Origin of the sequence: Sphingomonas sp. 4RDLI-65 (genome assembly GCF_049472435.1) — a bacterium.
Lineage (GTDB): Bacteria > Pseudomonadota > Alphaproteobacteria > Sphingomonadales > Sphingomonadaceae > Sphingomonas.
The window spans coordinates 226,754-251,186 of record NZ_JBCEBT010000002.1; the positions used below are offsets into that span (position 1 = coordinate 226,754).

Consider the following 24,433-nt stretch of genomic DNA (forward strand, 5'->3'; position numbering starts at 1 on the left):
ATTATCAGTAACCCCGTTCGAAGGAAAGCCCTAACCGTCGTTAGTCGGCACCACCCCAACGTCGCGTCGTTCGGACGAAAGTCCGGAGAGAGAGTTACTTAGCGGACTGTTCGCGGCTTCAGGCCGTCGGATAGCGTAGCCGGCCAACGAATCGCGACAGGCTGAAGCTGTGCTCGGTGCGCTTGAGGAACCCGGCCTTGGCCTTTTCGAACTGCATGATACCGTCGATCCGGCGAGCAAGGAATGCACGCGTTTCGGCAAGGCCTTCGCTCTCGTCGTCGAGGAACACGGTGATCGTCGAGGCATACACGCCGAGCAGGATGGTCCGCTTGGTGTAGTAATTATAATCCGTCGCGACATCGCCTGCGGCGCGCCAGATCGTGTCGACCGTCCGCCAGCCGAGCCGCGTCGCCTTTGCGAGGTTTTGCGGAAGCGCGAGGATCGCCAGCGCACGACGCAGCGATTCGCGATCGATCGACGTCGCATCGAGTCGTGCCTCGACCAGCGCGGTGATCTTCTCGCGGATTTTCATCAGCGCGAGCCGTTCGGGGGACACTGCGGCGAGCATCACGCCATCGATATGCGCGAACCAGGCGTCGATCATGTCGACCGGGCCGTCCTTGAACGCCAGCGCGGCGACGTCGGTGTCGATGCCTTCCGCCTGCGCGGCCATGTCGCGCGCGGCGTCGCTCCAGCCGTCGAACGCCGCGTTGGCGGCGATACCGGGGGCGAGCTTTGCGCGGATTTCGTCGAGCGTGAGGTCTTGGGTCATACCGTCTCCTGCCGTTCAAAATCAGGCGTATCAAGCGCGTCTTCAAGAGGTAATTCGGGGGGAGGGCCTTGCCGGACGAGCACCAGCGCGACCGCGACCATCACGACACCGACGAGATCCGCCGTACCGAGCCGCTCGCCATACACCAGCCAGCCGACCAGCCCTGCCAGCACCGGCTGGATCAGCAGTGCGATCCCGATCACCAGCGGCGTGAAGCGGCCAAGCGCATAGATCATCAAGCCCTGGCCGAGCACCTGGCTGCACAAGGCGAGCCCGATCAGCGGGCCCCAGTGCGTCGGCAGCACGCGTTCGCCCATCGCCAGCGCGAACACCAGGAGCGGCACGATCCCCGCCAGTGTCGACAAGGTCAGCGCGGAGACCGGGGCGAGCGTCGCCCGGGCGCGCGCCATCAGGATGAAATAGACGGTGTAGAGCAGCCCCGCGAGCAGGCAGAACAGATCGCCCGCCAAGTTCTTCGCATCGAGCTGGTACGACCGCCCGAGCAGCAACGCGCCGCCCGCCGCCGCGAGCGCCAATGCGAACCCTTGCGTCCGCGTCGGCCAGCTTCGCACGATCAGGAAGCCGTAGATCGGGAAGATCAGCGTCGCGACATTGCCGAACAGCGTCGCATTGGCGAGCGTCGTCCGCAGGATCCCGAGGTGCCACGTGCCGAGATCGGCCGCGAAGCACACGCCCCCCGCGAGCAGCCCTGCCCACAGCTTCCACCCGAGCCGCCTCGGCCGCGCGCCCTGCTGGACCGCGAGGACGATCAGGAACGGCACCGCCAGCGTGAGCCGCCAGAATCCCGCCGCCACCGGCCCGACCTCGGTCGCGCGGACGAACCACGGCCCGAATGCGAGCGCGACGTTCGCCACCACCAGCGCCGCGAACGCGATCAGGCCCGGCGCGGCGCCCGCAACAGCGACAGTGTTCGCCCCCATGGTCAAACCGTGCGGCGTATCGGGCGTGCTAGATAATCTTTGCGGGTCGGGGCGATGCATGCCGCCCTGTAGCCTCCTATCTTCCGCCCGTCAGGCCAATAAGGAGCCCCCATGCCTAGCCTTTTCGATCCGATTACCCTTGGTGCCGTCGAAGCGCCGAACCGCATCATCATGGCTCCGCTCACCCGCGGGCGTGCCGACAGGGATGCGGTGCCGACCGACATCATGGTCGAATATTACACGCAGCGTGCGAGCGCCGGCCTGATCATTTCGGAAGCCACCGGCATCAGCCGCGAAGGCCTAGGCTGGCCGTTCGCGCCGGGTCTGTGGACCGATGCGCAGGTCGCCGCCTGGAAGCCCGTCACCGACTCCGTCCATGCTGCCGGCGGCCGTATCGTCGCCCAGCTGTGGCACATGGGTCGCCAGGGCCACTCATCGGTGTACGAGACGCAGCCCGTGTCGTCGTCGGCCACCAAGACCGAAGGTCAGGCGCACACGTTCGAAGGCAAGAAGGACTTCGAGGTCGCGCGTCCGCTCGAGACCAACGAGATTCCGCGCCTGCTGAACGATTACGAGCTGGCAACGAAGAACGCGCTGGCGGCAGGCTTTGACGGCGTGCAGATTCACGCGGCGAACGGCTATCTGATCGACCAGTTCCTGCGCGACAACGCGAACCTGCGTACCGACGAGTATGGCGGCTCGATCGAAAACCGCATCCGCCTGCTGCGCGAAGTCGCCGAGCGCGTGATCTCGGTCGCAGGGGCCGACCGCGTCAGCGTCCGCCTGTCGCCCAACGGCGATTCGCAGGGCGTCGACGACAGCAACCCAGAGCCGCTGTTCACCGCGGCTGCCAAGGCGCTGTCCGACCTCGGCATCGCGTTCCTCGAACTGCGCGAGCCCGGCCCCGACGGCACCTTCGGCAAGACCGACGTGCCGAAGCTTAGCCCTGCGATCCGGAAAGTGTTCAAGGGCGTGCTGGTCGTGAACTCGGACTATGACACGCTGGAGAAGGCCCAGGCCGAGCTCGATTCGGGCAATGCCGATGCGATCAGCTTTGGCCGTACGTTCATCGCCAACCCGGACCTGCCCGAGCGTCTGCGCACCGGCGCACCGCTTGCGAAGGACGATGCGAAGACGTGGTACAGCCAGGGCCCCGAGGGCTATATCGACTACCCCGCGCTCGAGACTGCGAACGCGTAACTTCTGATAGATGGATCGACGTCCAGCGTTGATCCGCGAGGATCGCCCAAACCACCCCGTCACCCCGGGCTTGTTCCGGGGTCCACTGTTCCGCACGATCGATCCTCTCGATCTTGCGGAACGGTGGATGCCGGAACAAGCCCGGCATGACGGAGGCTGGTTAGTCGCTCTTTAACGTGATCCTTGCCCTAGTCACCCGCGCCGCCATCGCCTAGCAGCGCGCCTCCGCGTCGTACGGCGCATCGGTGACAGGATATGCAATGACCGACGGCTGGCCGAGCGGCGGCAGGGGAACGGGGCCGCTCATGCCGGGCACCGCCGACCGGGCCGCAAAGCGGGCGGAGGAGCGCGCCAACGGTCGCGAGCAGCGCGCGAAGGAGCGGCTTGCCGCGTCCGAACAGCGATCCGAGTCGCGCGCTGCCCAGCGTGATCTCCAGTCCCAGGAACGCGAACGTGCCCGCGAAAGCCGGCGGATCGAGGAAGATCAGCGGATCAAGGCGCGGCTCGATGCGCCGCCGACCAACGACGTCGAGGCGCTGAAAATCTCCAAACGCCGCCGCTCGGGCGCGCTCGCGCGCAGCGGCGCGGAGTCGAAGACCGATCGCGACACGCGCAGCTACAAGACGATCGTCGATACTGCCCGAATCCGCACGCTAGCGGATCGCGGCGCGTCCTTATCGGGGCTCGCCGGCGCGTTCGGCATCACGATCGAAGAGGTCGAGGCGGCGCTCGCCGAGACCGTGCCACAGGACTGATCCTGTCACCGGCGAGCCACCGCTTTGGCCGTTGCGGATCAGTCGGTGCCGGGCAAGTCGACATGCAACCGCCGAAAGCGCGCCTCGATCAGGCTGTATGCACCGAACAGCGCCAGCCCGATCCCGGTCAGCACGAGCAGCCATTTGCCGCCCGGCTGCGACTGGAGCGTTTCCAGCGCCTCGGCGACGCCGCCCGCGTCGCTTGCATGCGAACTCCATGCCGCCAGCGCGAACAGCCCGGCGACGATCAGGAATACGAGTGCGCGCGCGCCGTAGCCGATCCGCCCCATCGTGCAGACATAGCCCGGCGCGGGGGCATCGCCGCGCAGATCGTGGATGAAGTCGCCGCGCCATGCCTTCTGCGCCTGCTGGAACGCGGCGACGAGGATCCCGATCGCAACCGCGCCGACCAGAACGCGGCCGGCGGGCTGGTCGAGCAGCAGCGCGGTCCAGTCGCGGGCGCTCTCGTCGCCGGGCGAGACGGCGGCATCGCGCGACCCGGTTTTCATGGCGAGCTTGGCCGCGGTCCAGGCGAGGACCAGGTGCGCGATCCCGCTGATGACATGGCCGATCCGCTTGAGGCTGCCCTTGATGTCGCTGCCGATCCCCTCAGGGTTGGCCGCGGCCTCGGTCAGGCGCCAGACCGCGTAGCCGAGCAACCCGGCCGCGACGATCGCGAGCAGTGCTGGCCCGAATGGCTCGTCTGCCATCGATCCGATCGCGCCTTGGTTGTCGGCAATCTTGCCGCCGCGCAGTGCCGCGTCGACTGCGAACCAGCCGACGAGGATGTAGACCACCCCGCGGGCGGCAAAGCCGAGCTTGGCGAGCAGTGTCGCGTTCGCGTCCGAAATCATGAATGCCCCTTTGTTACGGGGGCATAACGGCGCGGTGGCCGCGACGTTCCTGTGCAGGCGCAATGGGGTGTGGTTGTCGGCGGCTACCCGTAAGTTTGTTTCCCCGCGAAGGCGGGGATCCAGACTGGGCTCCCGCCTTCGCGGGAGAACGAGGAACGGCGTGGTGCCGCACAACTGCCGACACGTACTTGCTGAAAGCGATATAGGTACCGTGGTTGTGTAGGGTGGTGGGGCTTAGGGTTTGCCGGGCTTGGGGCTATCGAGTTTCGCGCCGTCGAGCGTCGCCTCGACCCGAGCCTTCACCACCGCTTCCGCCGCCTTCTCCGCCGCCGTCCGCCCGAACAGCCGCCGGTTCTGGTCCGCCCGCGTCGAAGCCTCGGCCCGTGCCCGCTGCTTTCGCGCAAGCCGCAGGTTGATCACCTCACCCACGGGCCCGCCTCACGCGAGGAAGCGGTCCTTCAGCGCCAGCATCGCCAGCGCCGCCTTGGCCGCGCCACCGCCCTTGTCGCCCTCGGTCGGCTTGGCCCGCGTAAGCGCCTGCGCCTCGTTCTCGGTCGTCAGGATGCCGTTGCCGATCGGCAGCCCGTCCATCGTCAGCTGCATGATCCCGCGTGCGCTCTCGCCCGCGACGATCTCGAAATGATAGGTCTCGCCGCGGATCACGACGCCGAGCGCGACATAGGCGTCGAACGTCTCGCTCTCCGCCGCCAGCGCGATCGCGCCAGGGACTTCGAGCGCGCCGGGCACGGTGATCGTCTCGTGGGTGTGGCCGGCGGCTTCGATCGCCGCCTTCGCGCCCTCGACGAGGAGGTCGTTCAGATGGTCGTAGAAGCGCGCTTCGACGATGAGGAGATGCGCCATCAGTTGCTCTTTTCGGTATCCAGGGGGGCAATGCGACGCTCGCCGACGATCGACAGGCCGTAGCCGTCGAGCCCGACCAGCGTGTGGTGCGTGTTGGTGATCAGCACCATGTCATGGACGCCGAGTTCGGTCAGGATCATCGCGCCGACGCCGTAGTCGCGCAGTTCCTCCATGTCCGGGGTGATCTCCGCGCCGGCCTTCTTCATCACCGCGGAGGTGAAGGTGTTGCTGCGCGGGCGGCTGATCACGACGATCACGCCGGCGCCTTCGTCGGCGATCATCTGCATCGAGCGCGCCAGGATACGGCCGCGATCGCCCGATTCGCCGAAGATATCCGCGAACGGCGACAGCGCGTGCATGCGGACGAGCGTCGGCTTGGCGGGGTCGATCTTGCCCTTGACCAGCGCGACCTGCTCGGTGCCGGTCGCCTTGTTCCAGAACGTCAGCGCGGTCCAGTCGCCGCCCCATTCCGACGTGAACCTGGCCTCGGCGCGCTTCTCGACGAGGTGGTCGTAGCGGCGGCGATACGCGATCAGGTCGCGGATCGTGCCGATCTTGACGTTGTGGAACTGCGCGAAGGTGACGAGATCGTCCATCCGCGCCATCGTGCCGTCCTCGTTCATGATCTCGCAGATCACGCCCGACGGGTTGAGCCCGGCAAGCCGCGCGACGTCGACTGCCGCCTCGGTATGGCCCGCACGGACCAGCACGCCGCCCTCGCGCGCGACCAGCGGGAAGACGTGGCCGGGGGTGACGATGTCCGCCTTCTGCTTGGTCGCGTCGATCGCCACCGCGATGGTGCGCGCACGGTCGGCGGCCGAGATACCCGTCGTGACGCCTTCCAGCGCCTCGATCGACACGGTGAACGCAGTCTCGTGACGCGTGCCGTTGTTGCGGCTCATCAGTTCGAGCCCGAGTTCCTCGGTGCGATCCTTGGTCAGCGCGAGGCAGATCAAGCCGCGGCCGAACTTCGCCATGAAGTTGATCTTTTCCGGCGTCGCCATCTGCGCGGGGATGACCAGGTCGCCCTCGTTCTCACGATCCTCGTCGTCGACCAGGATGAACATCCGGCCGTTGCGCGCCTCGTCGATGATCTCTTCGGGGCTCGACAGATAGCCGTGCTTCAGACGGGCGAGTTCAGCTGGCTTTGACACGGTAATGTTCCATGCGTTGGAGATAGCGGGCGAGGACGTCGATCTCGATATTGACCGACTGCCCCATCTGGATCGTCCCGAGCGTGGTGACCGCCCAGGTATGCGGGATGATGTTGAGGCCGAATTCTACTTCACCATCGATATCCTTGATGGCGTTGACGGTCAGCGAGACGCCGTCGACCGTGACCGAACCCTTGGGCGCGATGAACGGCGCGATGTCGGCACCGGCGCGGATGGTGACGCGGTGCGAGCCGCCTTCCTCCGCCAGCGCGACGACGGTGCCGAGGCCGTCGACATGGCCGGTGACGATGTGGCCGCCGAGTTCGTCGCCGAGCTTCATCGCGCGTTCGAGGTTGAATTTGCGCCCTTGCGTCCACTGATCCTTGGCCGTGCGGCTGATCGTCTCGCCGGAGACGTCGACCGCGAACCAATTCGGGCCTTTATCGACGACAGTCAGGCAGACGCCCGAGCACGAGATCGACGCGCCGAGATCGATGGTGGCGGTATCATAGGCGGTGCTGACGACCACACGCGTATCGCCGGGCGATTCCACGCTGGTGACAGAGCCTATGTCGGTGACGATTCCGGTGAACATTATGCCTCGTTTCGTTCGCGCTCGTAGACCTCGAGCCGGTCGCTGCCAAGTTGCCGTGCATCGACGATCGCCCAGCGACCATGGGCGTCTGCCAAGTCGGTGAGGCCGATGTCGCGGAGTGCGTGTTTGCCGCCGCCGATCAGGATCGGTGCGCGGTAAAGGAGGAGTCGGTCGACCAAGTCGGCGGCGAGGAAAGCCGACGCTACGGCCGCGCCGCCTTCGACCAGGATGTGGTCGGTGTTGGGGAGGGTAGTGATAGCTTGCGGGGAGGAGATGACGGTCCAATTTCCAATTCCGTCACCCCAGCGAACGCTGGGGTCTCCCGGTGAGGCTCGGTCGTGGTCGCCAACGGGAATATTCCAGCTTTCGCTGGAATGACGGGGGGAGGGGGCGGTTAGGGTAGTTGAAAGCAACACCCGCTTCGGCCCACGGTCTTCCAAACCCGGCAACCGCACGTCGAGTCGCGGTGCATCGGCCTCGTACGTGCCACGTCCGACGAGGATCGCTTCGTGCCGACTCCGCTCCAGATGCGCATGGGCGCGCGCCTGAGGACCGGTGATCCAGCGACTCGACCCATCCGCCATCGCAATGCAGCCGTCGAGCGATGTGGCGAGCTTCAGGGTGACATGGGGGCGGCCGCGCGCCTGCCGGGTCAGGAACCCAGCCATCGAGCGAAGGGCGTCTTCCACGCGAACGCCGTGCGTGACGGTGATGCCGGCCGCCTGAAGCCGGGCGAATCCCTGGCCGGCCGTTCGTAAGTCTGGATCTTCAAGCGCTGCGACGACCCGCGAGACGCCCGACTCGATCAGCAGGTCGCTACAGGCCGGCCCGCGGGGGGATTTGTGCGCGCAGGGTTCGAGCGTGACGTAAGCCGTAGCGCCGCGTGCTTTCGCGCCAGCCTCGGCCAGCGCCATCGCTTCGGCATGCGGTCGCCCGCCCGCCTGCGTCCAGCCGCGCCCGACGACGCGGCCGTCGCGCACGATTACGCAGCCGACATTGGGATTGGGCGCGGTCCGTCCACGGCCCCGCTCGGCAAGCGCCAACGCGGCGCCCATCCAGCGCTGGTCGGTCAGATTCCCATCGCTTTGAGCTTGTCGTCCAGTCGCTTGAACGCGGCGCGCTGCGCATCCTCGCGGGCCTTCTGCTCGGCGAGCGCCTTGGCCTTGATCGGCGCGTCGATCTTCTGCTGGGCGAGGATTTGCGCATCGGTGCGATCCGCGGGCCATTGCTCGACATAGATGATCTTCGGGCGGTATTCCTGCTCGACGTACGAATCCTTCATGAACGCGTAGATCAGGAAGCTGGTGACGCCGAGCGCGGCCACGAGAAAAATGAGCTCGTACGGCCGGCGCTGGCTGAGGAAGAGCCGCAGGTCGCGATAGGCGACGATCGGCGTGAAACGACTGAAAAAGCCCATGCGCGCCAAGATAGGGGGGCTTGGCCGGCTAGGCCAGCCCTGCACGCCCCAGCTTTGGTTTCTGGCGCTTTAGTTCTGCAGGACGAAGGTGAGCGACATCGATCGCCACGCCTCGATCGGAACGCCGTCCCGCGTCGCCGGCTTGAACCGCCATTTCGCCAGCGCGCGATCGAGCGTCGCGCGGTAGAACGCGTCGGTGGTCGCGCTGACCCGCTCGACCTGTTTCACGCGACCGTCGGTGCCGACCAGCACACGAACGACGACCTTGCCCTCGCGTTCGGCGCGACGTTCCTCGGACGGGTAGCTCGGCTGGAAGTCGGCGGCATAGCGCGGGTCGATCCCCGGTTGGACGAACAGCGGCGCGGGTTTCGGGGGATCGACCGCGACGGTGCCGGTCCCGACGCCTTCGACGCCGATGGGCGGGGTGTAGGGGAGCGGATCGGGGGCGACCGTAAAGCCGTCGGTTTGCGGTATCTGCACTATTGTGATCGGCGCATCGGGACGCGGGGCGGGGCGCGGTTGCTGGCGGATCAGCGGGTCTGTGGGTGGCACCGGTTCGGGCGGCGGCGGCGGGGTGTACGGCACATAGGTTATGAGCGGTTTGTCGGGCACGAACGGCCGCACGTTCGGCGCCGCGAAGAACAACGCTCCGATCACCGCGCAGTTGATAGCCAGCGCGACGCCGAGGCTCCCGGGATTGAATCCGCCCGTCCGGTTTGGTCGATCCGCGTACATTTTCCGTCTCCCCTGCTTCTCCTCGAGGATGGCGGCGAGATAGGTACCGCCGGTTGGTATGGTACATCATTACATTTATGGGGCAAGGGGTTTGGGGGGAGGGTAGGGAATGCGGTATGGGCTGGCTGAACGGTGTAAGATCCGCGCCAGTGACTTTCTCGATCCGGCGGACACGGCGGACTGGCCTGCCGTGCTGGTTGAGCCAGTCGGGCAGCATCCCTCGCTCTCATCCCCATACCACCCCGGCGGAGGCCGGGGCCCAGTTGGGGGACGTTGCTAACCAAGGCCGGCGCTTCGTTACTGTGACCTTTCCAACTGGGCCCCGGCCTTCGCCGGGGTGGTGTTTGTGGTGGGGCGATGCTTCTTTCGGCCGTCGGTAAAGCTAGTCTGTTACGTCCAACTCGACCGTCAGCGCCCCCCTCCTTGTTCTCCCGCGAAGGCGGGAGCCCAGGCTGGACTCCCGCCTTCGCGGGAGAACATGCTTTTTGGGTGACCTTCGAGGAGGCTAGATCAGCGGGCCGCCAACCGCTCCAAAGCCCGCTCGCGCCCGATCAGCGGGAGCAGCGCCGCCATGTCCGGCCCATGATCGCGCCCGGTCAGCGCGCGGCGCAACGGCAGGAACAGCGCCTTGCCCTTGCGTCCGGTCTCCGTCTTCAGCCGAGCGGTCAGCGCATGCCACGGATCGCTCGACCAATCGATCTCACCCGCCGCGGCCAGCGCCTGATCGAGATACTCTGCCTCCACGTCGCCCTCGGGGGCAACCGGCCCCTCGATCACGCCCCACCAGTCCGCCGCATCGGCCAGCGTCACGAGGTTCGGCCGCACCGCCTCCCACGCCGGCACATCCATACCCTGAGGCAAGCGCTCGGCCACTGCCTCGAACGGCAGCGCATGCAAAATCCGCGCGTTCAGCGCCGCCAGTTCCGCCTCGTCGAACCGCGCAGGCGCGCGCCCGAACCGCGCGAAGTCGAACCCCGCGATCAGCGGCGCGGCGTCGGCGATCGGCTCGACCGGGTCGCTCGTCCCGATCCGCGCCAGCAGCGCACGCACCGCCTGCGGCTCGATCCCGACCTCGCGGAAATGATCGACGCCGAGCGAGCCGAGCCGCTTCGACAGCTTGCCCTCCGCCCCCGTCAGCAATGCTTCATGCGCAAACCGCGGCGGCGCGACGCCGAGTGCTGCGAACATCTGCAACTGGAGCGCGGTGTTCGACACGTGATCCTCGCCGCGCACCACGTGCGTCACGCCCATCTCGGCATCGTCGATCGCCGACGGCAGCATATACAGCCACGACCTATCCGCGCGGCGGATGACCGGATCGCTCATCGTCTTCGCCTCGAAATGCGCCGCGCCGCGGATCAGATCGTCCCAGGCGATCGCCGAGTCGTGATCGAGCTTGAACCGCCAATGCGGCCGCGTCCCCTCCGCCTCCAGCTTTGCGCGAGCCTCGTCATCGAGCGCCAGCGCCGCGCGATCATAGATCGGCGGCAACCCGCGCCCAGCCTGGATCTTGCGCTTCAGGTCGAGTTCCTGCGTCGTCTCGTACGCGGGATACACGTGCCCGCTCGCGACCAGCGCCGCGAACCGCGCCTCGTACAGCGCGAACCTTGCCGACTGCCGCTCCTCCGCATCGGGCGTCATCCCGAGCCAGTCGAGATCGGCGCGGATCGCATCGACGAAGCGCTCCTCGCTGCGTTCGGGGTCGGTATCGTCGATCCGCAGCACGAATTTGCCTCCGTTCGCCCGCGCGAACATCCAGTTGTGGAGCGCGGTGCGGATGTTGCCGACATGCAGCCGGCCGGTAGGCGAGGGGGCGAAACGGGTGATTACGGTCATGCGGCTGCTCTAGTAGGAGTGCGGCGACGGGCAAACCCTTCCACGACACGATTCGTGCGCCTAAGGGGTGCGCGTGATCGAGCGGGGAAGACTTTCATGAAACTGATGACCGGCAATTCGAACCTGCCACTCGCGCAGGAGATCGCCGCCTATCTCGAAACGCCGCTGACCGACGTCAGCGTGCGGCGCTTCGCCGACGAGGAGGTGTTCGTCGAGATCAACGAGAACGTCCGCGGCGAGGACGTGTTCGTGATCCAGTCGACCGGCTACCCCGCCAACGACAATCTCATGGAATTGCTGATCATGATCGACGCGCTGAAGCGTGCGTCGGCGCGCCGCATCACCGCGGTGATCCCGTACATGGGCTATGCGAGGCAGGACCGGAAGCCGGGCCCGCGGACGCCGATCTCGGCCAAGCTCGTCGCCAACCTGATCACCGTCGCGGGTGCGAACCGCGTGCTGTCGGTCGATCTGCACGCCGGCCAGATCCAGGGCTTCTTCGATATCCCGACCGACAATCTCTATGCGGCACCGGTGATGTCGGCGGACATCCTCGCGCGGTTCAAGGGCAAGAATTTGATGGTCGTGTCGCCCGACGTCGGCGGCGTCGTTCGGGCACGCGTGCTCGCCAAGCGGCTCGACAACGCGCCGCTCGCGATCGTCGACAAGCGTCGCGAGCGTGCGGGCGAGTCGGAGGTGATGAACATCATCGGCGAAGTCGAGGGGCGGTTCTGCATCCTGGTCGACGACATCGTCGATTCGGCGGGCACGCTCTGCAATGCGGCGGCGGCGCTGAAGGAAGCGGGCGCCGAGGACGTCGTCGCTTACGTCACGCACGGCGTCCTTTCGGGTGGCGCGGTCGCACGGGTCGAAGGCTCCGAACTGCGCGAGCTGGTCATCACCGATTCGATCGGCAACCACGACATCATCAAGGGCGCCGGCGGCAAGATTCGCCACCTCCAGATCGCGCCGCTGCTCGGCGAGGCGATCAAGCGGATAGCGGACGAGACGTCGGTGTCGAGCCTGTTTGACTGACGGGCGCAGGCGCGGCAACGCCCGCGCCGATGCTCGCACGAGCGAGCAGCGCCCGGCACGGCCGGCGGTCGGCTAACGCCGAACCGTCCGACGACGGCTTTGCCGGCGGCTCGCCAACGGCACCACCTTGACCTCCGTCATCCTGACGGAAGAAGTTCGTGAACGCCTTCACGCCTTCACGCCTTCTCTCAGCTGCCAGACACGAAAAGACCCGCGGCACACCCAGTGCCGCGGGTCTTTTCAATACCAAACCGAAGAGCCGATCAGCCCTCGTAATCAGCACCCAGGTTCTGGTTCCGCGGCGGTGCGGCGGCGGTGAGGCGGAGGGCCTCGGCCGACGCGGCCAGGCTGCCGACGGCATCGACCTCGTCGTCGTCGTCGACGCGAACCTTCTGCAGGCCCTGGATGACCTGTTCCTTGAGATGCGCCGGCTTGACGTTCTCGTCGGCGATCTCGCGCAGCGCGACGACCGGGTTCTTGTCGCGGTCGCGCTCGAGCGTCAGTTCGGCGCCGCCCGAGATCTGGCGCGCACGCTGGGCCGCGAACAACACCAGGTCGAACCGGTTGGGGATCTTGTCGACACAATCCTCGACGGTAACGCGCGCCATGCGGCTTCCTTCGTAACAACGATAGAATGAGAATGCGTCGCCTACGGGCGATACCCTGCAAAGTCAAGAAATGCGCGGATCGGCGTGCCCGGGTTGCCACCCGGGCGCCCGGTGTCCATCACGCCCGGCATGGACGATCTTGCAGACCAGCCGACTTTCGCCGTCGACGGCAACCAGATGACGTTGCTCGATACCGGCCCGCGCCGCCTCGATGCGGTGCTCGCGCTGATCGACGGCGCCGAACGCACCTTGCGCGTGCTCTATTACATCTACGCCGACGACGAGTCCGGCAAGCGCGTGAATGCCGCGCTGATCGCCGCTGCGAAGCGCGGCGTCGAGGTTGCGCTGATCGTCGACGGCTTCGGCAGCGACGACGCCCCGCACGCGTTCTTCGAGCCGCTCGAAGCCGCCGGCATCTCGGTCTGCCGCTTCTCCGCCAGGTTCGGTCGCCGCTATCTGCTGCGCAACCACCAGAAGCTCGCGCTTGCCGACGAGGCGCGGATCATCATCGGCGGCTTCAACATCGAGGACGATTATTTCGGCACCGCCGCCGAACAGGCGTGGCGCGATCTCGGCCTGCTGGTCGAGGGACCGGCGGCGGGCCGGCTCGCCGGCTATTTCGATGCGCTGAAGGACTGGATCCACGAGCCGAAGGGCAAGCTGCGCAAGTTGAATGCGGCTCTGTCGCGTTGGAGCGAGACCAAGGGCGCCACGCGGTGGCTGATCGGCGGCCCGACGCGGAAGCTGTCGCCCTGGGCGCGGGCGGTGCGCGACGACATGCGGGCGGGGCGGCGGATCGACGTGATCGCGGGCTATTTCACGCCGAGCCCGACGCTGTTGCGCCGGCTGGATCGGGCAGGTCGGCGCAAGGCCGATGTACGCATCGTCACCGCGAGCAAATCGGACAACAACGCGACGATCGCCGCGGCGCGGTTCACCTATGCCGGGCTGTTGCGCAAGGGCGTGCGGCTGTTCGAATACCAGCCGACCAAGCTGCATACCAAGCTCTACGTGATCGACGATGCGGTCCATATCGGCTCGGCGAATTTCGACATGCGCAGCCTGTTCATCAACATGGAGCTGATGCTGCGGATCGAGGATGCCGCGTTCGCCGCGCACGTCCGCCGCTATGTCGACGGCGAAGTGGCGAAGTCGACCGAAGTGACCAAGGCGCTGTACCAGGCGAACACCGGCTGGGTGCAGCGGCTGAAGCAGCTTGGCGCGTATTTCGTGGTGGCGGTGGTGGACCCGAGCCTGTCGCGCGGGCTGAACTTCGGGATCGACGAGTAAGGGCGTGTGGCGACCCGATCGCTAATGTCTCGTTAGCCATGGCATGCCAGAAGGCCGCTCTCGCAGTCTCGGCATTTTCACGACGGAATGAGAGCCCATGTTTCAGGTCGAATATGACGCCCGCACCAATCTTCTGACCCTGACGGTCGCAGGCTTTTGGCAGCCGGACGACGTCGCGGCGTTCGCCGCGAGCGTTGGCGCCAAGGTGCAGGAGGTGATCGCGATCCGGACGGACTTCAACGTGATCGTCGAGTCGCTGGGCTTTCCCGTCCAGGCGATCGACGTCGCGGATCTGCTGATCAACATCATGCGCGGCGGGATGGCACAGACCAGCGGCCATGCGGCGGTCGTGGTCGGCAGCCACCTGAACAAGGTGCAGGCCGAGCGCACGCTCGTGCATCCTCGGGTTCGCGTGTTTCTGGCTGTTGCCGACGCCAAACGGTGGTTGGGCGAAGTCGCTCGGGGCTAGCTTCTCGTCACGGCAATGCGCCGACGGCAAAGCCGCCGTCGGCCGGGTTCGGCTTGGCCGACCCGCCGGCCGGGCCTGACGCTGCGCTTCGCTATCGCTTTGCGCAGCGGCGCGGGCGTGGCCACGCCTGCGTCAGTCCTTCCACGCCCAGTACAGCTGCGCCGGGGGTACGTTCCACCACTCCATGTCGTGGTCGATCGACTCGAAATGCGGGGTCAGGAAGTCCTTCACCTTGGGCGAGAACTGATAGACCAGGAACGCGCCGCCGGTCCGCAGCACCGCATGCGTCGCCGCCGCGATCGCCGGGCCGACACCGGGGGGCAGCGTCGAAAACGGCAGCCCCGACAGCACGTAATCGGCCTTTTCGAAGCCGTGGTCGGCAACGATCGTCTCGACCTCGTCCGCCGAGCCCAGCACCGCGAAGAAACGCGGATCGGTGATCGTGTGGCGAAGATATTGGATGAACTCGGGGTTGGTGTCGATCACCACCAGCTTGGCGTCGGGCGCCATGCGGTCGAGGATCGGGCGGCAGAAGGTGCCGACGCCCGGGCCGTATTCGACGAACAGCTTGCAGTTCGCCCAGTCGACCGGACCCAGCATCTTGCGGATCAGCTTGTCGGACGACGGCACGATCGAACCGACCATGACCGGATGTTTCAGGAACCCTGAAAAGAACATCTGCCACGGGGACGGCACGCCGGCGGGTCGGCTGCGTGCACGCCGGGTGGCGGTGGTCGAACTGGGCATCGTGTTCCTTACGATCAGGGGTCCCGCACGGTGGCGGAGCTTTGCCCCTCCCGTCGCACGAATTCCGAACGCGTTTCAAGGGCCGCGGGTTGCATGCGGCGACGAACCGAAGCGGAAGTCGTGCGGCGACAAGCGGTTCCGCCGATTTCCCAAGAGCGTTGCCAAGCCCGTGGCATCGCTTAAGCACAGGCCATGCACGACGATCGAACAGGACAAGTGGCGGTCATTTTCGTGTCGTTTCGTAACGGCGCGGACGTGATCGGGTATGGTGAGGCGGCGGCGGCGATGGACGCGCTCGCCGCCGCGCAGCCCGGCTATCGCGGAGTCGACAGCGCGCGCGAGGCGGACGGCATGGGGATCACCGTCAGCTACTGGGCGGACGACGCCGCCGCGATCGCGTGGCGTAACCACCCGGAGCATGCCGCGATTCGCGACTCTGGGCGCGCGCGCTGGTACGATCGCTATTCGGTGACCGTCGCGCGGGTCGAGCGCGGCTATGACTGGGTGCGGCCATGATCGGCCCAGTGGCTGGCGGGGTGGCTGGCCCGTCGATCGGTGGGGCGACCGAAGGCCCGAGGATCGACCGCCGCTTCGCGCTGATGTTCCTCGTGATGTTGACCATCGCGGCGGGGAATACCGCGCTGCAATCGGTGCTGCCCGCGCTCGGCCGCTCGCTCGGCGTCGCCGACAGCGCGGTGGCGGCGGCGTTCTCGGTGTCGGCGCTGCTGTGGGTGATCGCCGCGCCGTTCTGGGCGAACCGGTCGGATCGGCATGGCCGGCGCGCGATGATCCTGCTCGGCGTCGGCGGGTTCAGCGTCTCGCTGAGCTTGTGCGGCGTGTTCCTGATGGCGGGGATCAACGCGTGGATCGGCGGCACCGCGGCGTTCCTGTGCTTCATCGGCGGGCGGCTGATCTACGGCACGTTCGGCGCCGCCGCGCCACCCGCGGTGCAGGCGCTGGTCGCCGGCGAGACGACGCGCGAAGAACGGACCAAGGCGCTGACTTTGCTGGCGTCGGCGTTCGGGCTCGGCACCATATTGGGGCCGGCGATCGCGCCGTATCTGATCCTCGGCTCGATCGGCGGGGTCGAGATCGGGCTGGCCGGCCCCGCCTTCCTGTTCGCGCTCTTCGGCGTGGCGGTGTGGATCACGGTGCGGCGGATGCTGCCCGACGACCGCATAGTCGCCCCGCACGAGACGCATGGCGCGAGTTCGGCCTATCCCTCGATCGGCGGTGCACCGACCGGGGCCTCGGTTGCCGCCGCGACCGGATCGCATGTCGAGCATGTCGGCTACACCGACCCCCGCATCCGCGCGTGGATGATCGCCGGGCTGGTAATGGGCCACGCGCAGGCGATGACGGGTCAGGCGATCGGCTTCCTCGTCATCGACCGCCTCCACCTCGCCCCCGCACTCGCGCTGGAGCCGACGGGCATCGTCCTGATGATGGGCGCGGGCGCCGCTCTGCTCGCGCAATGGGGCATCATCCCGCGCCTCAACATGACCCCGCGTCAGCTGGTGCTGACGGGACTGGTACTGGCGGCGGCGGGCACCGCGCTGACCGGGATCGCGACGTCGCTCTACACGATCGCGACCGCCTATGCGCTGGCGAGCCTCGGCTTCGGCTTCACGCGACCGGGCTTCACCGCGGGTTCGTCGCTGGCGGTTGGGGCAAATGCGCAAGGCTCGGTCGCCGGCAAGGTCACGAGCATCAACGGCGCGAGCTTCGTGCTGGGCCCGTCGATCGGCGTCGGCCTGTACGAAGCGCAGCACTCGCTCCCGTACCTGGTCGCGGGTGCGGCGTGCGTGGTGATGATCGCATATGCGTATGTGGCGCTGAAGGATCCGAAGGACTGGCAGGCCACTTTAGACTAAAACTCCCTGCTCGGCGCTTGATTGTCCGCTAGCGCCCATAGCTAGCCGCTTAAGGCCGCCCTCGCGCTGTCCGATTGCAGACGCTCATTCATGCTTGGCGATGCCGTTAGATTTTGCGTAGCGTCTAACGATGATCCACTCCGGTTCCTGCCATTGCGGTGGCGTTCGTTTTACCGTGAACTACGAGCCGGTCGAGCTGACGACCTGCGATTGCTCTCTTTGCATCAAACGCAACGCCCTGATGGTGAAGGTGCCGGAGGCTGCTCTTTCGCTTCAGAAGGGCCACGCGTTGCTTGCGACCTATGAGTGGAACAGTCGGAAGGCCAAGCATCATTTCTGCCGCCAATGCGGCATATATGTTTTTCATCGGAAGCGGGCCGCACCTGATCACTTTGGGGTAAATGTCTTCTGTTTGGACGGCTTTGACGTTGGATCCCTGCCGGTGCGGGCCACCAAAGGTAAAAGCATGAGCGTGGTGTCCGACGCCCCCCGTGATGAGTGGCCGGGGCCTCGCACGCCGGGATTGAATAACGACAACTAACTCATTCGAAGCGTCGTAAGCAGCCGGTCTGCTTTGGCGATCTGCTGATCGACCGCTTAATTCTCACCCTTCCCGTCCGACGCATTCCGGTTGGGAAGGGTGAGAACGGGGCTTAGTCGTCGGCCCTCGACGGAAAGGCGAAACCGAGCGGCTGGATCGCCGTCGCATCCTGCTTCAAGCGAGCGGCCATCTGTTCGTACTCGCGTTCCGTCTCTGGCGTGACGCTGGCACGCGACTCCTTCAGCGCGCCTTCAAAGTCGGCCATCGTCACGTCGGTCGAGTCGATCGAGCGGCGCAATGCCACCAGGCCGGCGCGGCGGACGACGTCCTCCAGGTCCGCGCCGGAGAAACGATCAGTGCGGTCAGCGAGGCGATCAAGGTCGACGTCCGATGCCAGCGGCATTTTCTGGGTCTGGATGCCGAGGATGCGGCGGCGGCCTGCCTTGTCGGGAACGCCGACATAGACGAGTTCGTCGAACCGGCCCGGACGCAGCAACGCCGGGTCGATCAGGTTGGGCCGGTTGGTCGCACCGATCACGACGACCGACTGCAGTTCCTCCAGCCCGTCCATCTCGGCCAGGATCGTGTTGACGACACGCTCGGTCACCTGCGGCTCGCCCGAGCCGCTGCCGCGTGCGGGCACCAGCGAATCGAGTTCGTCGATGAAGATCACGCAGGGTGCGACCTGGCGTGCGCGCTGAAACAGCCGGGCGATCTGCTGTTCGCTTTCGCCGTACCATTTGCTGAGCAGGTCGGACGATTTGGTGGCGATGAAGTTCGCCTCCGCCTCGCGCGCGACCGCCTTCGCCAGCAACGTCTTGCCGGTGCCGGGCGGGCCGTAGAGCAGGAAGCCCTTGGCCGGGCGGATGCCGAGCCGGCGGAACGCGTCGGGATTCTTCAGAGGAAGTTCGACGCCCTCCTTCAGCCGCATCTGCGCATCGTCGAGCCCGCCGACATCGGCCCAGCGCACGGTCGGCGCCTGTACCATGACTTCGCGCATTGCGGACGGCTGCACGCGTTTGAGCGCCCCCAGGAAATCCTCGCGGGTGACCGACAATTCGTCGAGCACCTCGGGCGGGATCGTTCGTTCCTCGAGGTTGAGCTTAGGCATGATCCGGCGCACCGCCTCGATCGCCGCCTCGCGGGTCAGCGCGGCGAGATCGGCGCCGACGAAGCCGTAGGTGGTGCGCGATAGCTCGTCGAGATCGACACGATCACCCAGCGGCATGCCGCGCGTGTGAATGCCAAGGATCTCGCGACGGCCACGCTCGTCCGGCACGCCGACGACGATCTCACGGTCGAACCGGCCGGGACGACGCAGCGCTTCGTCGATCGCTTCCGGGCGATTGGTGGCGGCGATCACGACGAGGTTCGCGCGCGACTCGATCCCGTCCATCAGCGTCAGCAACTGCGCGACGAGACGCTTTTCGGCCTCACCTGACACCTGGCCACGCTTCGGCGCGATCGAATCGATCTCGTCGATGAACACGATCGAAGGCGCTGCCTTCGCGGCTTCCTCGAACACTTCGCGCAAGCGTGATTCGGATTCGCCATAGGCCGAGCCCATGATCTCGGGGCCGTTGATCAGGAAGAACTGCGCATCCGATTCGTTGGCAACGGCACGCGCGAGACGCGTCTTGCCGGTGCCGGGAGGGCCATGCAGCAACACGCCCTTGGGGGGGTCGACGCCGAGCCGCTGGAACAGTTCGGGATAGCGCAGCGGCAGCTCGACCATCTCGCGCAGCTGGTCGATGGTTTGCGCCATGCCGCCGATATCGTCATAGGTGACGTCGGCACGGCGTGCGGCCTGCGGTTCTTCGTACTCGGAGCGCAGTTCGATCTCGGTATTCTCGTCGATATGCACCACGCCCTTGGGGCTGGCCGCGATCACCGCGAGGCGGATCTCCTGGAGCGCGTACGCCGGCGCGTTCATGAACTGCTGGACGTTGGGGGGCATGTTGCCGACGCGCTGATGCCCTGCGGTCGCGACGATATCGCCCTGGCAGATCGGCCGGCCGAGAAAGGTGCGCTTGAGCGCGTTGGTCGAACCCTGGAGGCGAAGGTTCTGCTGCGCGGGGGCGAAGACGACACGGGTGGCGGGCTTGGATTCGGCCTTGCGCACCTCGACGAAATCGCCCGAGCCGACGCCGGCATTGGCGCGCTGGAGGCCGTCGATACGGAGGATGTCGAGGCCTTCGTCTTCGGGATACGGCCCGACGGCGCGCGCGGGCGTGTTCTGCTTGCCGAGGATTTCGATCACGTCGCCCTCGCCGATCCCGAGCGTCGCCATCAACGCGCGCGGCAAATGCGCCAGGCCACGGCCGCTATCCTCGGGACGCGCATTGGCTACCTGGATTTTCCGCGTTGGCACTTCGCTGTCGGGCATCTCAATTCCTTCGAACTCGAAGCGTGTGAGATGGGGAGCCGGTTCCGCCGGTGCGAGGACTTGAACGGCACGCGGGCCGGTAAAAACACAAAAAAAAGGGCCGGCCAATAAAGGCCAGCCCATGAAAGTTTTTAGGAGAGGATGCCTGAAAGGCGAGGTCTTTTTGCGTCCAGACGGTTCGTGTTGCAAGTGCGAAGGGATCAGCTACGATTGCGCTAACTGCAATCGCATGCATGAATGCGCCCAGCGGTCATTGTCACAATCGTCGAGTCGAAAGAGGGATCATGCGCAGGCTGCCGCCACTGGGGGCTATCGAGGCATTCGTGCAGGTCGCGCGGCTGGGGTCAATCAAGGCCGCGGCCGAGGATCTGGCGCTGTCGGCGCCCGCGCTCAGCCGGCGTGTGCAGAGCCTCGAGCGCTTCATCGCCAAGCCTTTGTTCGCGAGGCGACATCAGGCGATGGTGCTAAACGCGGATGGCGAACGGCTGCTGGCACAGATCGCCCCGGTGCTGGATTCATTGTCCGATGCGGTCGAATCGCTGACCAGTACGACCGAGGTGCTGCGGCTGCGGCTCGGCATCCTGCCGCTGTACGCGTCGCAGAAGCTGTTCCCACGGCTGGGCGAGTTGCGCACCACGCATCCCGAGCTGCACCTCGACATCGATACTGCGGCGCATCTGGTGTCGCGGCTTGGCGACGGACTCGATGCGGTGATCGCCTTGTCGCGCGAGATCGATCCGTCCTTCTACGCGCGGCGGCTCGATCGGAACTCGGTGTATGTGATCGGCGCGCGCAGCTTGCTGGAGCGTGCGGACCCGATCACGCGGCCCGAGCAACTCTCGACGCTGACCGCGCTGGTGCACCGCGACATGACGGATACCTTCACGGCGTGGCGGACGGCGGCGGGGCTCGACGATATCGAGCCGCTGGCGATCGATCATTTCGATTCAGGGGCGCTGATGCTGGAGGCGGCCGCGCAGGGCCTGGGCGTCGCGTTCATGCATGCGAGTCATTTTGCGGATGCGAACGATCCGCGGCTGGTGCGGCTGTTCGATATCGAGGTCGAGAGCCCGTACAGCTACTGGTTCGTCTGCCGCCCGCGGGCGTTGCAGACCAAGCCTGTGCGGTTGTTTCACGACTGGTTGATTCGGACCTTGGCAGAAGTTTGACCGCTACTCCCCTCCCGCCTGCGGGAGGGGTCGGGGGAGGGGCGTGCCTAATGTACCGGACGCCAGTACGTACGTCGCGCCCTCCCCTAGCCCCTCCCGCAAGCGGGAGGGGAATTCAGCTTGCGCAGCGGGTTCTTATTCTCTGCCCCACTCTACCGTCACCCCAGCGAAAGCTGGGGTATCCCTGTTGGGACGCGCTGAGACTTGACCCGGGAGATCCCAGCTTTCGCTGGGATGACGGTGTGTGGGGGGAAGATAAGAAGTGCTCGCCGCGACGCGCCTTGAGCCCGAAGCTCGGAATACGAAGCGCGTCGCGGCTATGCCGCGCCGTCGGACGGAGCGTTGCTCCGCCGGCCGGCTTTGGCTGTCTCCGGCGCAGCTTCGCTGCGCCGGTGCAGTCTTCAGCTCAGGCCGCGCGTGCCTTGACGATCTTGCCCGGCGACTTCGGCGGCTCACCCTTGGGCAGCTTGTCGACCAGGTCCATGCCGTCGGTCACTTCGCCCCAGACGGTGTACTGCTTGTCGAGGAAGCGCGCGTCGTCGAACACGATGAAGAACTGCGAGTTCGCCGTGTCGGGCTGGTTGGTGCGCGCCATCGAGCACACGCCGCGGACGTGCGGCTCGGCCGAGAATTCCGCCTTGAGGTTGGGCTTGCTCGAGCCGCCGGTGCCGTCGCCGCGACCGCCGTCACCGCCCTGCGCCATGAAGCCCGGGATCACGCGGTGGAAAGGAACGCCGTCGTAAAAGCCTTCGTTGGCCAGCTCGACGATCCGCTCGACGTGCTTGGGCGCCAGATCGGGGCGCAGCTTGATCGTGACGTCGCCGCCGTCGAGGGTCAGCGTCAGCGTTTCGGGGGTATCGGCCATTTGAGTCTTCTCCTGAATTGATGCGCGGCAGATAGGGAGCCGCACTCCGACTGGCAAATGCATGCGCGCCACGTTAGGGCCCAACCGACCATCTTTTAAGGGAGGCAGCCATGAGCGAACTCGAGCTTCCCGAGCCCGAAACCGACACCCAGCCCGAAAACCAACTCGATCGCGACGACCATCTGCGGCCCGAATTCGTTCGCGCCGTGCTCGATGCGGTCGAGAATGGCGACGACGAGGCGGCACGCGCGCTGGTCGAGCCGCTGCATCCGGCCGACATCGCCGATCTGTTCGAGCTGACCCCGCAGGAAGATCGCGCCGCGCTGGCGCGGGCGGTCACCGACCTGCTCGACGGCGACGTGTTCGCCGAGATGAACGATTACGTCCGCGAGGACCTGATCGATGCGCTGACGCCGACCGAGGTCGCCGATCTCGCGTCGGAACTCGATACCGACGATGCCGTCGCGATCATCGAGGACATGGACGAGGACGAGCAGCGCGCGGTGCTGCGTGCGCTCGATCCCGACGATCGTGCGGCGATCGAGGAGGCGCTGAGCTATCCCGAGGAATCTGCCGGCCGCCTGATGCAGCGCGAGCTGATCGCTGTCCCTGAGCATTGGACCGTCGGCGACGCGATCGATTATCTGCGCGGGCACGAGGAACTGACGACCGATTTCTGGGAGATCTTCGTCGTCGATCCGGCGCACAAGCCGATCGGCACGTGCCAGCTCTCCTGGATGCTGCGCACGCCGCGCGGGATCGCGATGGCCGACGTGATGAAGCGCGAACAGACGCTGATCCCGGTCGACATGGACCAGGAGGAAGTCGCGCTGCGCTTCCAGAAATACGCGCTGATTTCGGCTGCGGTCGTGGATCATGGCGGGCGGCTGGTCGGGATGATCACGGTCGACGACATCGTCCACATCATTTCGGAAGAAGCAGGCGAGGATTCGCTGCGGCTGGCGGGTGCGGGCGACGGCGACATCAACGAGCCGATCCGGCTGACGGTGCGGACGCGGTTCACGTGGCTGGTGGTCAATCTCGGCACTGCGATGGTCGCGTCGTCGGTCGTCGGGCTGTTCCAGGGCACCATCGCGAGCTTCGCGCTGCTGGCCGTGCTGATGCCGATCGTCTCGGGCATGGGCGGCAACGCGGGCACCCAGACGCTGGCGGTGGTGGTGCGTGCGCTCGCGACCAACCAGCTGACGAGTTCCAATACGCGGCGGATGATCGGGCGCGAGTTTCGTATCGCATCGGCGAACGGCGTCATGCTGGGGACGTTGATCGGCCTTGGGACCTACGTGATCTTCCGCAACACCGATCTCTCCATCGTGATCGCGGCGGCGATGCTGACCAACAATCTGACCGCGGGGCTTGCCGGGGTGCTGGTGCCGATCACGCTCGACAAGTTCCGGATCGATCCGGCGGTGTCGTCCGCGGTGTTCGTGACGACGATGACCGACACGATGGGGTTCTTTTCGTTCCTCGGACTGGCGGCATTGTGGGGACTGCACGGTTGATCGCCAGCATTTAAAGCCCATTTCCAACGCCATGCCGCTCCATCTCACCAAAGTCGCGTTCGGCGCGGAAAGCGTCGACCATCTCGCCGAGCGGCTTCGCCTGCGTGGCGAGGAGGGGCCGGTGTTCCTCACCACGCGCTATCTGCCCAAGCGGCATGAGGAGGTCGCCGGTCAGGGCTCGATGTTCTGGATCCTCAAGCACCAGCTGATCGCGCGCTCGCCGATCCTGGGCTTTGGCGAGGCCGAGGGCGGGCGCGTTGCGATCCATATCGATCCGAAGCTCGTACTGGTGCAGGCGCGCCCCAAGCGCGCGCACCAGGGCTGGCGGTATCTGGAGGGCGCGGACGCACCGCTCGATCTGGGCGGCGATGCGACCGGACTGGACGTGATGCCACCGGCGTTGATGACCAAGCTGGCGGAGCTGGCGCTGATCTGAGCGGAATACCGGCGGCGTTGTCGATCCCCCGCCGCCGCCCCCGGGCCGCCATCCGATCCCCTCCCGTCATCCCTCGCCCTTCCCGTCATCCCAGCGAAAGCCGGGATCTCCCCGTTTGGCCAGCGTCGCGTGCCCCGTGAAATACCCCAGCTTTCGCTGGGGTGACGGATACGGCTGGGGTGACGGATGTGGAGACGGGGCGACTGTCTGATCCTCCCCCGCCAGGGGGAGGTGGCAGGCGTCAGCCTGACGGAGGGGGCGGTTTGCGACCAAGTCTGTAGCGTGTCCTCCCCCTCCGTCGCCTTTGGCGCCACCTCCCCCTGGCGGGGGAGGATCAGATAATGGCGGTCGGTTCGGAGCGATCGGCGCCGCC

The 24,433-nt window shown here is 66.4% G+C and carries 26 protein-coding genes; 11 read left to right on the forward strand and 15 right to left on the reverse strand.

Annotation, left to right across the window (positions count from 1 at the left end):
* Positions 1 to 118: 118 nt before the first annotated feature.
* Positions 119 to 772: a COQ9 family protein gene (locus VH567_RS06020; protein ID WP_423324142.1), complete on the reverse strand. Its 654-nt coding sequence runs from the start codon at positions 770 to 772 to the stop codon at positions 119 to 121.
* Positions 769 to 1,773, reverse strand: a complete 1,005-nt coding sequence (locus VH567_RS06025; RefSeq protein WP_423324144.1) for a DMT family transporter — start codon at positions 1,771 to 1,773, stop codon at positions 769 to 771. Before VH567_RS06025 ends, VH567_RS06020 begins: the two co-directional genes overlap by 4 nt.
* A 51-nt stretch (positions 1,774 to 1,824) precedes the next feature.
* On the opposite strand from VH567_RS06025, the gene VH567_RS06030 reads away from it, so the two are divergent.
* Complete coding sequence (locus VH567_RS06030; RefSeq protein WP_423324146.1) at positions 1,825 to 2,913, forward strand: alkene reductase; 1,089 nt, start codon at positions 1,825 to 1,827, stop codon at positions 2,911 to 2,913.
* A 260-nt stretch (positions 2,914 to 3,173) separates the two neighbouring features.
* Positions 3,174 to 3,668: a hypothetical protein gene (locus tag VH567_RS06035; RefSeq protein WP_423324149.1), complete on the forward strand. Its 495-nt coding sequence runs from the start codon at positions 3,174 to 3,176 to the stop codon at positions 3,666 to 3,668.
* A 38-nt stretch (positions 3,669 to 3,706) separates the two neighbouring features.
* On the opposite strand, the gene VH567_RS06040 is transcribed toward VH567_RS06035, so the two are convergent.
* The 9 genes from VH567_RS06040 to gltX form a co-directional block, all read right to left on the reverse strand.
* Complete coding sequence (locus VH567_RS06040) at positions 3,707 to 4,522, reverse strand: DUF1206 domain-containing protein (RefSeq protein WP_423324151.1); 816 nt, start codon at positions 4,520 to 4,522, stop codon at positions 3,707 to 3,709.
* A 234-nt stretch (positions 4,523 to 4,756) separates the two neighbouring features.
* Positions 4,757 to 4,951, reverse strand: coding sequence for a DUF4169 family protein (locus VH567_RS06045; protein ID WP_423324153.1), 195 nt, complete (start codon positions 4,949 to 4,951; stop codon positions 4,757 to 4,759).
* Between the two features lie 9 nt (positions 4,952 to 4,960).
* Positions 4,961 to 5,383, reverse strand: coding sequence for a 6,7-dimethyl-8-ribityllumazine synthase (gene ribH / locus VH567_RS06050; RefSeq protein WP_332755942.1), 423 nt, complete (start codon positions 5,381 to 5,383; stop codon positions 4,961 to 4,963).
* Complete coding sequence (gene ribB, locus VH567_RS06055; protein WP_423324156.1) at positions 5,383 to 6,537, reverse strand: 3,4-dihydroxy-2-butanone-4-phosphate synthase; 1,155 nt, start codon at positions 6,535 to 6,537, stop codon at positions 5,383 to 5,385. Before ribB ends, ribH begins: the two co-directional genes overlap by 1 nt.
* Positions 6,521 to 7,132, reverse strand: coding sequence for a riboflavin synthase (locus VH567_RS06060; RefSeq protein WP_423324158.1), 612 nt, complete (start codon positions 7,130 to 7,132; stop codon positions 6,521 to 6,523). The genes ribB and VH567_RS06060 overlap by 17 nt, the downstream gene beginning before the upstream one ends.
* On the reverse strand, positions 7,132 to 8,187 hold the full coding sequence (ribD, locus tag VH567_RS06065; RefSeq protein ID WP_423324160.1) for a bifunctional diaminohydroxyphosphoribosylaminopyrimidine deaminase/5-amino-6-(5-phosphoribosylamino)uracil reductase RibD: 1,056 nt from the start codon (positions 8,185 to 8,187) through the stop codon (positions 7,132 to 7,134). The genes VH567_RS06060 and ribD overlap by 1 nt, the downstream gene beginning before the upstream one ends.
* A 14-nt stretch (positions 8,188 to 8,201) precedes the next feature.
* A complete protein-coding gene (locus tag VH567_RS06070; RefSeq protein ID WP_423324162.1) occupies positions 8,202 to 8,549 on the reverse strand; it encodes a hypothetical protein in 348 nt (115 codons plus the stop codon).
* A 69-nt stretch (positions 8,550 to 8,618) separates the two neighbouring features.
* Complete coding sequence (locus VH567_RS06075) at positions 8,619 to 9,284, reverse strand: energy transducer TonB (protein ID WP_423324164.1); 666 nt, start codon at positions 9,282 to 9,284, stop codon at positions 8,619 to 8,621.
* 510 nt (positions 9,285 to 9,794) lie between these two features.
* Positions 9,795 to 11,120 carry a glutamate--tRNA ligase gene (gene gltX / locus VH567_RS06080; RefSeq protein ID WP_423324166.1) on the reverse strand — a complete coding sequence of 442 codons (1,326 nt, stop codon included), beginning with the start codon at positions 11,118 to 11,120 and terminating at the stop codon, positions 9,795 to 9,797.
* A gap of 96 nt (positions 11,121 to 11,216) precedes the next feature.
* Between gltX and VH567_RS06085 the strand changes: the two genes are divergently transcribed.
* Complete coding sequence (locus tag VH567_RS06085; protein WP_423324168.1) at positions 11,217 to 12,155, forward strand: ribose-phosphate pyrophosphokinase; 939 nt, start codon at positions 11,217 to 11,219, stop codon at positions 12,153 to 12,155.
* 263 nt (positions 12,156 to 12,418) lie between these two features.
* On the opposite strand, the gene rpoZ is transcribed toward VH567_RS06085, so the two are convergent.
* A complete protein-coding gene (rpoZ, locus tag VH567_RS06090; protein ID WP_423324170.1) occupies positions 12,419 to 12,763 on the reverse strand; it encodes a DNA-directed RNA polymerase subunit omega in 345 nt (114 codons plus the stop codon).
* Between the two features lie 129 nt (positions 12,764 to 12,892).
* On the opposite strand from rpoZ, the gene VH567_RS06095 reads away from it, so the two are divergent.
* Together VH567_RS06095 and VH567_RS06100 are read left to right on the forward strand one after the other, a co-directional pair.
* Positions 12,893 to 14,053, forward strand: a complete 1,161-nt coding sequence (locus tag VH567_RS06095) for a phospholipase D-like domain-containing protein (RefSeq protein ID WP_423324172.1) — start codon at positions 12,893 to 12,895, stop codon at positions 14,051 to 14,053.
* Positions 14,054 to 14,150: 97 nt separating this feature from the next.
* Positions 14,151 to 14,522 (forward strand): hypothetical protein, encoded by a 372-nt coding sequence (locus tag VH567_RS06100; protein WP_423324174.1) that lies wholly within the window; start codon positions 14,151 to 14,153, stop codon positions 14,520 to 14,522.
* Positions 14,523 to 14,654: 132 nt separating this feature from the next.
* Here VH567_RS06100 and VH567_RS06105 read toward each other — a convergent pair whose 3' ends face one another.
* Entirely contained in the window at positions 14,655 to 15,269 is a 615-nt protein-coding gene (locus tag VH567_RS06105) for a class I SAM-dependent methyltransferase (protein ID WP_423324176.1), read from the reverse strand.
* A gap of 192 nt (positions 15,270 to 15,461) precedes the next feature.
* Between VH567_RS06105 and VH567_RS06110 the strand changes: the two genes are divergently transcribed.
* The 3 genes from VH567_RS06110 to VH567_RS06120 all read left to right on the forward strand — a co-directional run bounded on the left by VH567_RS06110 (position 15,462) and on the right by VH567_RS06120 (position 17,684).
* On the forward strand, positions 15,462 to 15,785 hold the full coding sequence (locus VH567_RS06110; protein WP_423324178.1) for an antibiotic biosynthesis monooxygenase: 324 nt from the start codon (positions 15,462 to 15,464) through the stop codon (positions 15,783 to 15,785).
* An 83-nt stretch (positions 15,786 to 15,868) separates the two neighbouring features.
* Positions 15,869 to 17,143 (forward strand): MFS transporter, encoded by a 1,275-nt coding sequence (locus VH567_RS06115; RefSeq protein WP_423324997.1) that lies wholly within the window; start codon positions 15,869 to 15,871, stop codon positions 17,141 to 17,143.
* 130 nt (positions 17,144 to 17,273) lie between these two features.
* Complete coding sequence (locus tag VH567_RS06120) at positions 17,274 to 17,684, forward strand: GFA family protein (RefSeq protein WP_423324180.1); 411 nt, start codon at positions 17,274 to 17,276, stop codon at positions 17,682 to 17,684.
* A 112-nt stretch (positions 17,685 to 17,796) separates the two neighbouring features.
* On the opposite strand, the gene VH567_RS06125 is transcribed toward VH567_RS06120, so the two are convergent.
* Positions 17,797 to 20,070, reverse strand: a complete 2,274-nt coding sequence (locus VH567_RS06125; protein ID WP_423324182.1) for a CDC48 family AAA ATPase — start codon at positions 20,068 to 20,070, stop codon at positions 17,797 to 17,799.
* 284 nt (positions 20,071 to 20,354) lie between these two features.
* Between VH567_RS06125 and VH567_RS06130 the strand changes: the two genes are divergently transcribed.
* Positions 20,355 to 21,239 (forward strand): LysR substrate-binding domain-containing protein, encoded by an 885-nt coding sequence (locus VH567_RS06130; RefSeq protein ID WP_423324184.1) that lies wholly within the window; start codon positions 20,355 to 20,357, stop codon positions 21,237 to 21,239.
* 406 nt (positions 21,240 to 21,645) lie between these two features.
* Here the strand turns inward: VH567_RS06130 and VH567_RS06135 are convergent, their stop codons facing one another.
* Complete coding sequence (locus VH567_RS06135) at positions 21,646 to 22,104, reverse strand: peptidylprolyl isomerase (RefSeq protein WP_423324186.1); 459 nt, start codon at positions 22,102 to 22,104, stop codon at positions 21,646 to 21,648.
* Positions 22,105 to 22,214: 110 nt separating this feature from the next.
* Here VH567_RS06135 and mgtE point away from each other — a divergent pair, with 110 nt between their 5' ends.
* A complete protein-coding gene (gene mgtE / locus VH567_RS06140) occupies positions 22,215 to 23,624 on the forward strand; it encodes a magnesium transporter (protein ID WP_423324188.1) in 1,410 nt (469 codons plus the stop codon).
* Between the two features lie 31 nt (positions 23,625 to 23,655).
* Positions 23,656 to 24,060 (forward strand): DUF1489 family protein, encoded by a 405-nt coding sequence (locus VH567_RS06145; RefSeq protein WP_423324190.1) that lies wholly within the window; start codon positions 23,656 to 23,658, stop codon positions 24,058 to 24,060.
* The last annotated feature ends 373 nt before the right edge of the window (positions 24,061 to 24,433 follow it).

What these genes read in the sequence shown, in the direction of transcription:
- VH567_RS06020 (WP_423324142.1), bottom strand. Translation starts at nt 772, where the DNA reads ATGACCCAAGACCTCACGCTCGACGAAATCCGCGCAAAGCTCGCCCCC.
- VH567_RS06025 (WP_423324144.1), bottom strand. Translation starts at nt 1,773, where the DNA reads ATGCATCGCCCCGACCCGCAAAGATTATCTAGCACGCCCGATACGCCG.
- VH567_RS06030 (WP_423324146.1), top strand. Translation starts at nt 1,825, where the DNA reads ATGCCTAGCCTTTTCGATCCGATTACCCTTGGTGCCGTCGAAGCGCCG.
- VH567_RS06035 (WP_423324149.1), top strand. Translation starts at nt 3,174, where the DNA reads ATGACCGACGGCTGGCCGAGCGGCGGCAGGGGAACGGGGCCGCTCATG.
- VH567_RS06040 (WP_423324151.1), bottom strand. Translation starts at nt 4,522, where the DNA reads ATGATTTCGGACGCGAACGCGACACTGCTCGCCAAGCTCGGCTTTGCC.
- ribH (WP_332755942.1), bottom strand. Translation starts at nt 5,383, where the DNA reads ATGGCGCATCTCCTCATCGTCGAAGCGCGCTTCTACGACCATCTGAAC.
- VH567_RS06060 (WP_423324158.1), bottom strand. Translation starts at nt 7,132, where the DNA reads ATGTTCACCGGAATCGTCACCGACATAGGCTCTGTCACCAGCGTGGAA.
- ribD (WP_423324160.1), bottom strand. Translation starts at nt 8,187, where the DNA reads ATGGGCGCCGCGTTGGCGCTTGCCGAGCGGGGCCGTGGACGGACCGCG.
- VH567_RS06070 (WP_423324162.1), bottom strand. Translation starts at nt 8,549, where the DNA reads ATGGGCTTTTTCAGTCGTTTCACGCCGATCGTCGCCTATCGCGACCTG.
- VH567_RS06075 (WP_423324164.1), bottom strand. Translation starts at nt 9,284, where the DNA reads ATGTACGCGGATCGACCAAACCGGACGGGCGGATTCAATCCCGGGAGC.
- gltX (WP_423324166.1), bottom strand. Translation starts at nt 11,120, where the DNA reads ATGACCGTAATCACCCGTTTCGCCCCCTCGCCTACCGGCCGGCTGCAT.
- VH567_RS06085 (WP_423324168.1), top strand. Translation starts at nt 11,217, where the DNA reads ATGAAACTGATGACCGGCAATTCGAACCTGCCACTCGCGCAGGAGATC.
- rpoZ (WP_423324170.1), bottom strand. Translation starts at nt 12,763, where the DNA reads ATGGCGCGCGTTACCGTCGAGGATTGTGTCGACAAGATCCCCAACCGG.
- VH567_RS06095 (WP_423324172.1), top strand. Translation starts at nt 12,893, where the DNA reads ATGGACGATCTTGCAGACCAGCCGACTTTCGCCGTCGACGGCAACCAG.
- VH567_RS06100 (WP_423324174.1), top strand. Translation starts at nt 14,151, where the DNA reads ATGTTTCAGGTCGAATATGACGCCCGCACCAATCTTCTGACCCTGACG.
- VH567_RS06105 (WP_423324176.1), bottom strand. Translation starts at nt 15,269, where the DNA reads ATGCCCAGTTCGACCACCGCCACCCGGCGTGCACGCAGCCGACCCGCC.
- VH567_RS06110 (WP_423324178.1), top strand. Translation starts at nt 15,462, where the DNA reads ATGCACGACGATCGAACAGGACAAGTGGCGGTCATTTTCGTGTCGTTT.
- VH567_RS06115 (WP_423324997.1), top strand. Translation starts at nt 15,869, where the DNA reads ATGTTCCTCGTGATGTTGACCATCGCGGCGGGGAATACCGCGCTGCAA.
- VH567_RS06120 (WP_423324180.1), top strand. Translation starts at nt 17,274, where the DNA reads ATGATCCACTCCGGTTCCTGCCATTGCGGTGGCGTTCGTTTTACCGTG.
- VH567_RS06125 (WP_423324182.1), bottom strand. Translation starts at nt 20,070, where the DNA reads ATGCCCGACAGCGAAGTGCCAACGCGGAAAATCCAGGTAGCCAATGCG.
- VH567_RS06130 (WP_423324184.1), top strand. Translation starts at nt 20,355, where the DNA reads ATGCGCAGGCTGCCGCCACTGGGGGCTATCGAGGCATTCGTGCAGGTC.
- VH567_RS06135 (WP_423324186.1), bottom strand. Translation starts at nt 22,104, where the DNA reads ATGGCCGATACCCCCGAAACGCTGACGCTGACCCTCGACGGCGGCGAC.
- mgtE (WP_423324188.1), top strand. Translation starts at nt 22,215, where the DNA reads ATGAGCGAACTCGAGCTTCCCGAGCCCGAAACCGACACCCAGCCCGAA.
- VH567_RS06145 (WP_423324190.1), top strand. Translation starts at nt 23,656, where the DNA reads ATGCCGCTCCATCTCACCAAAGTCGCGTTCGGCGCGGAAAGCGTCGAC.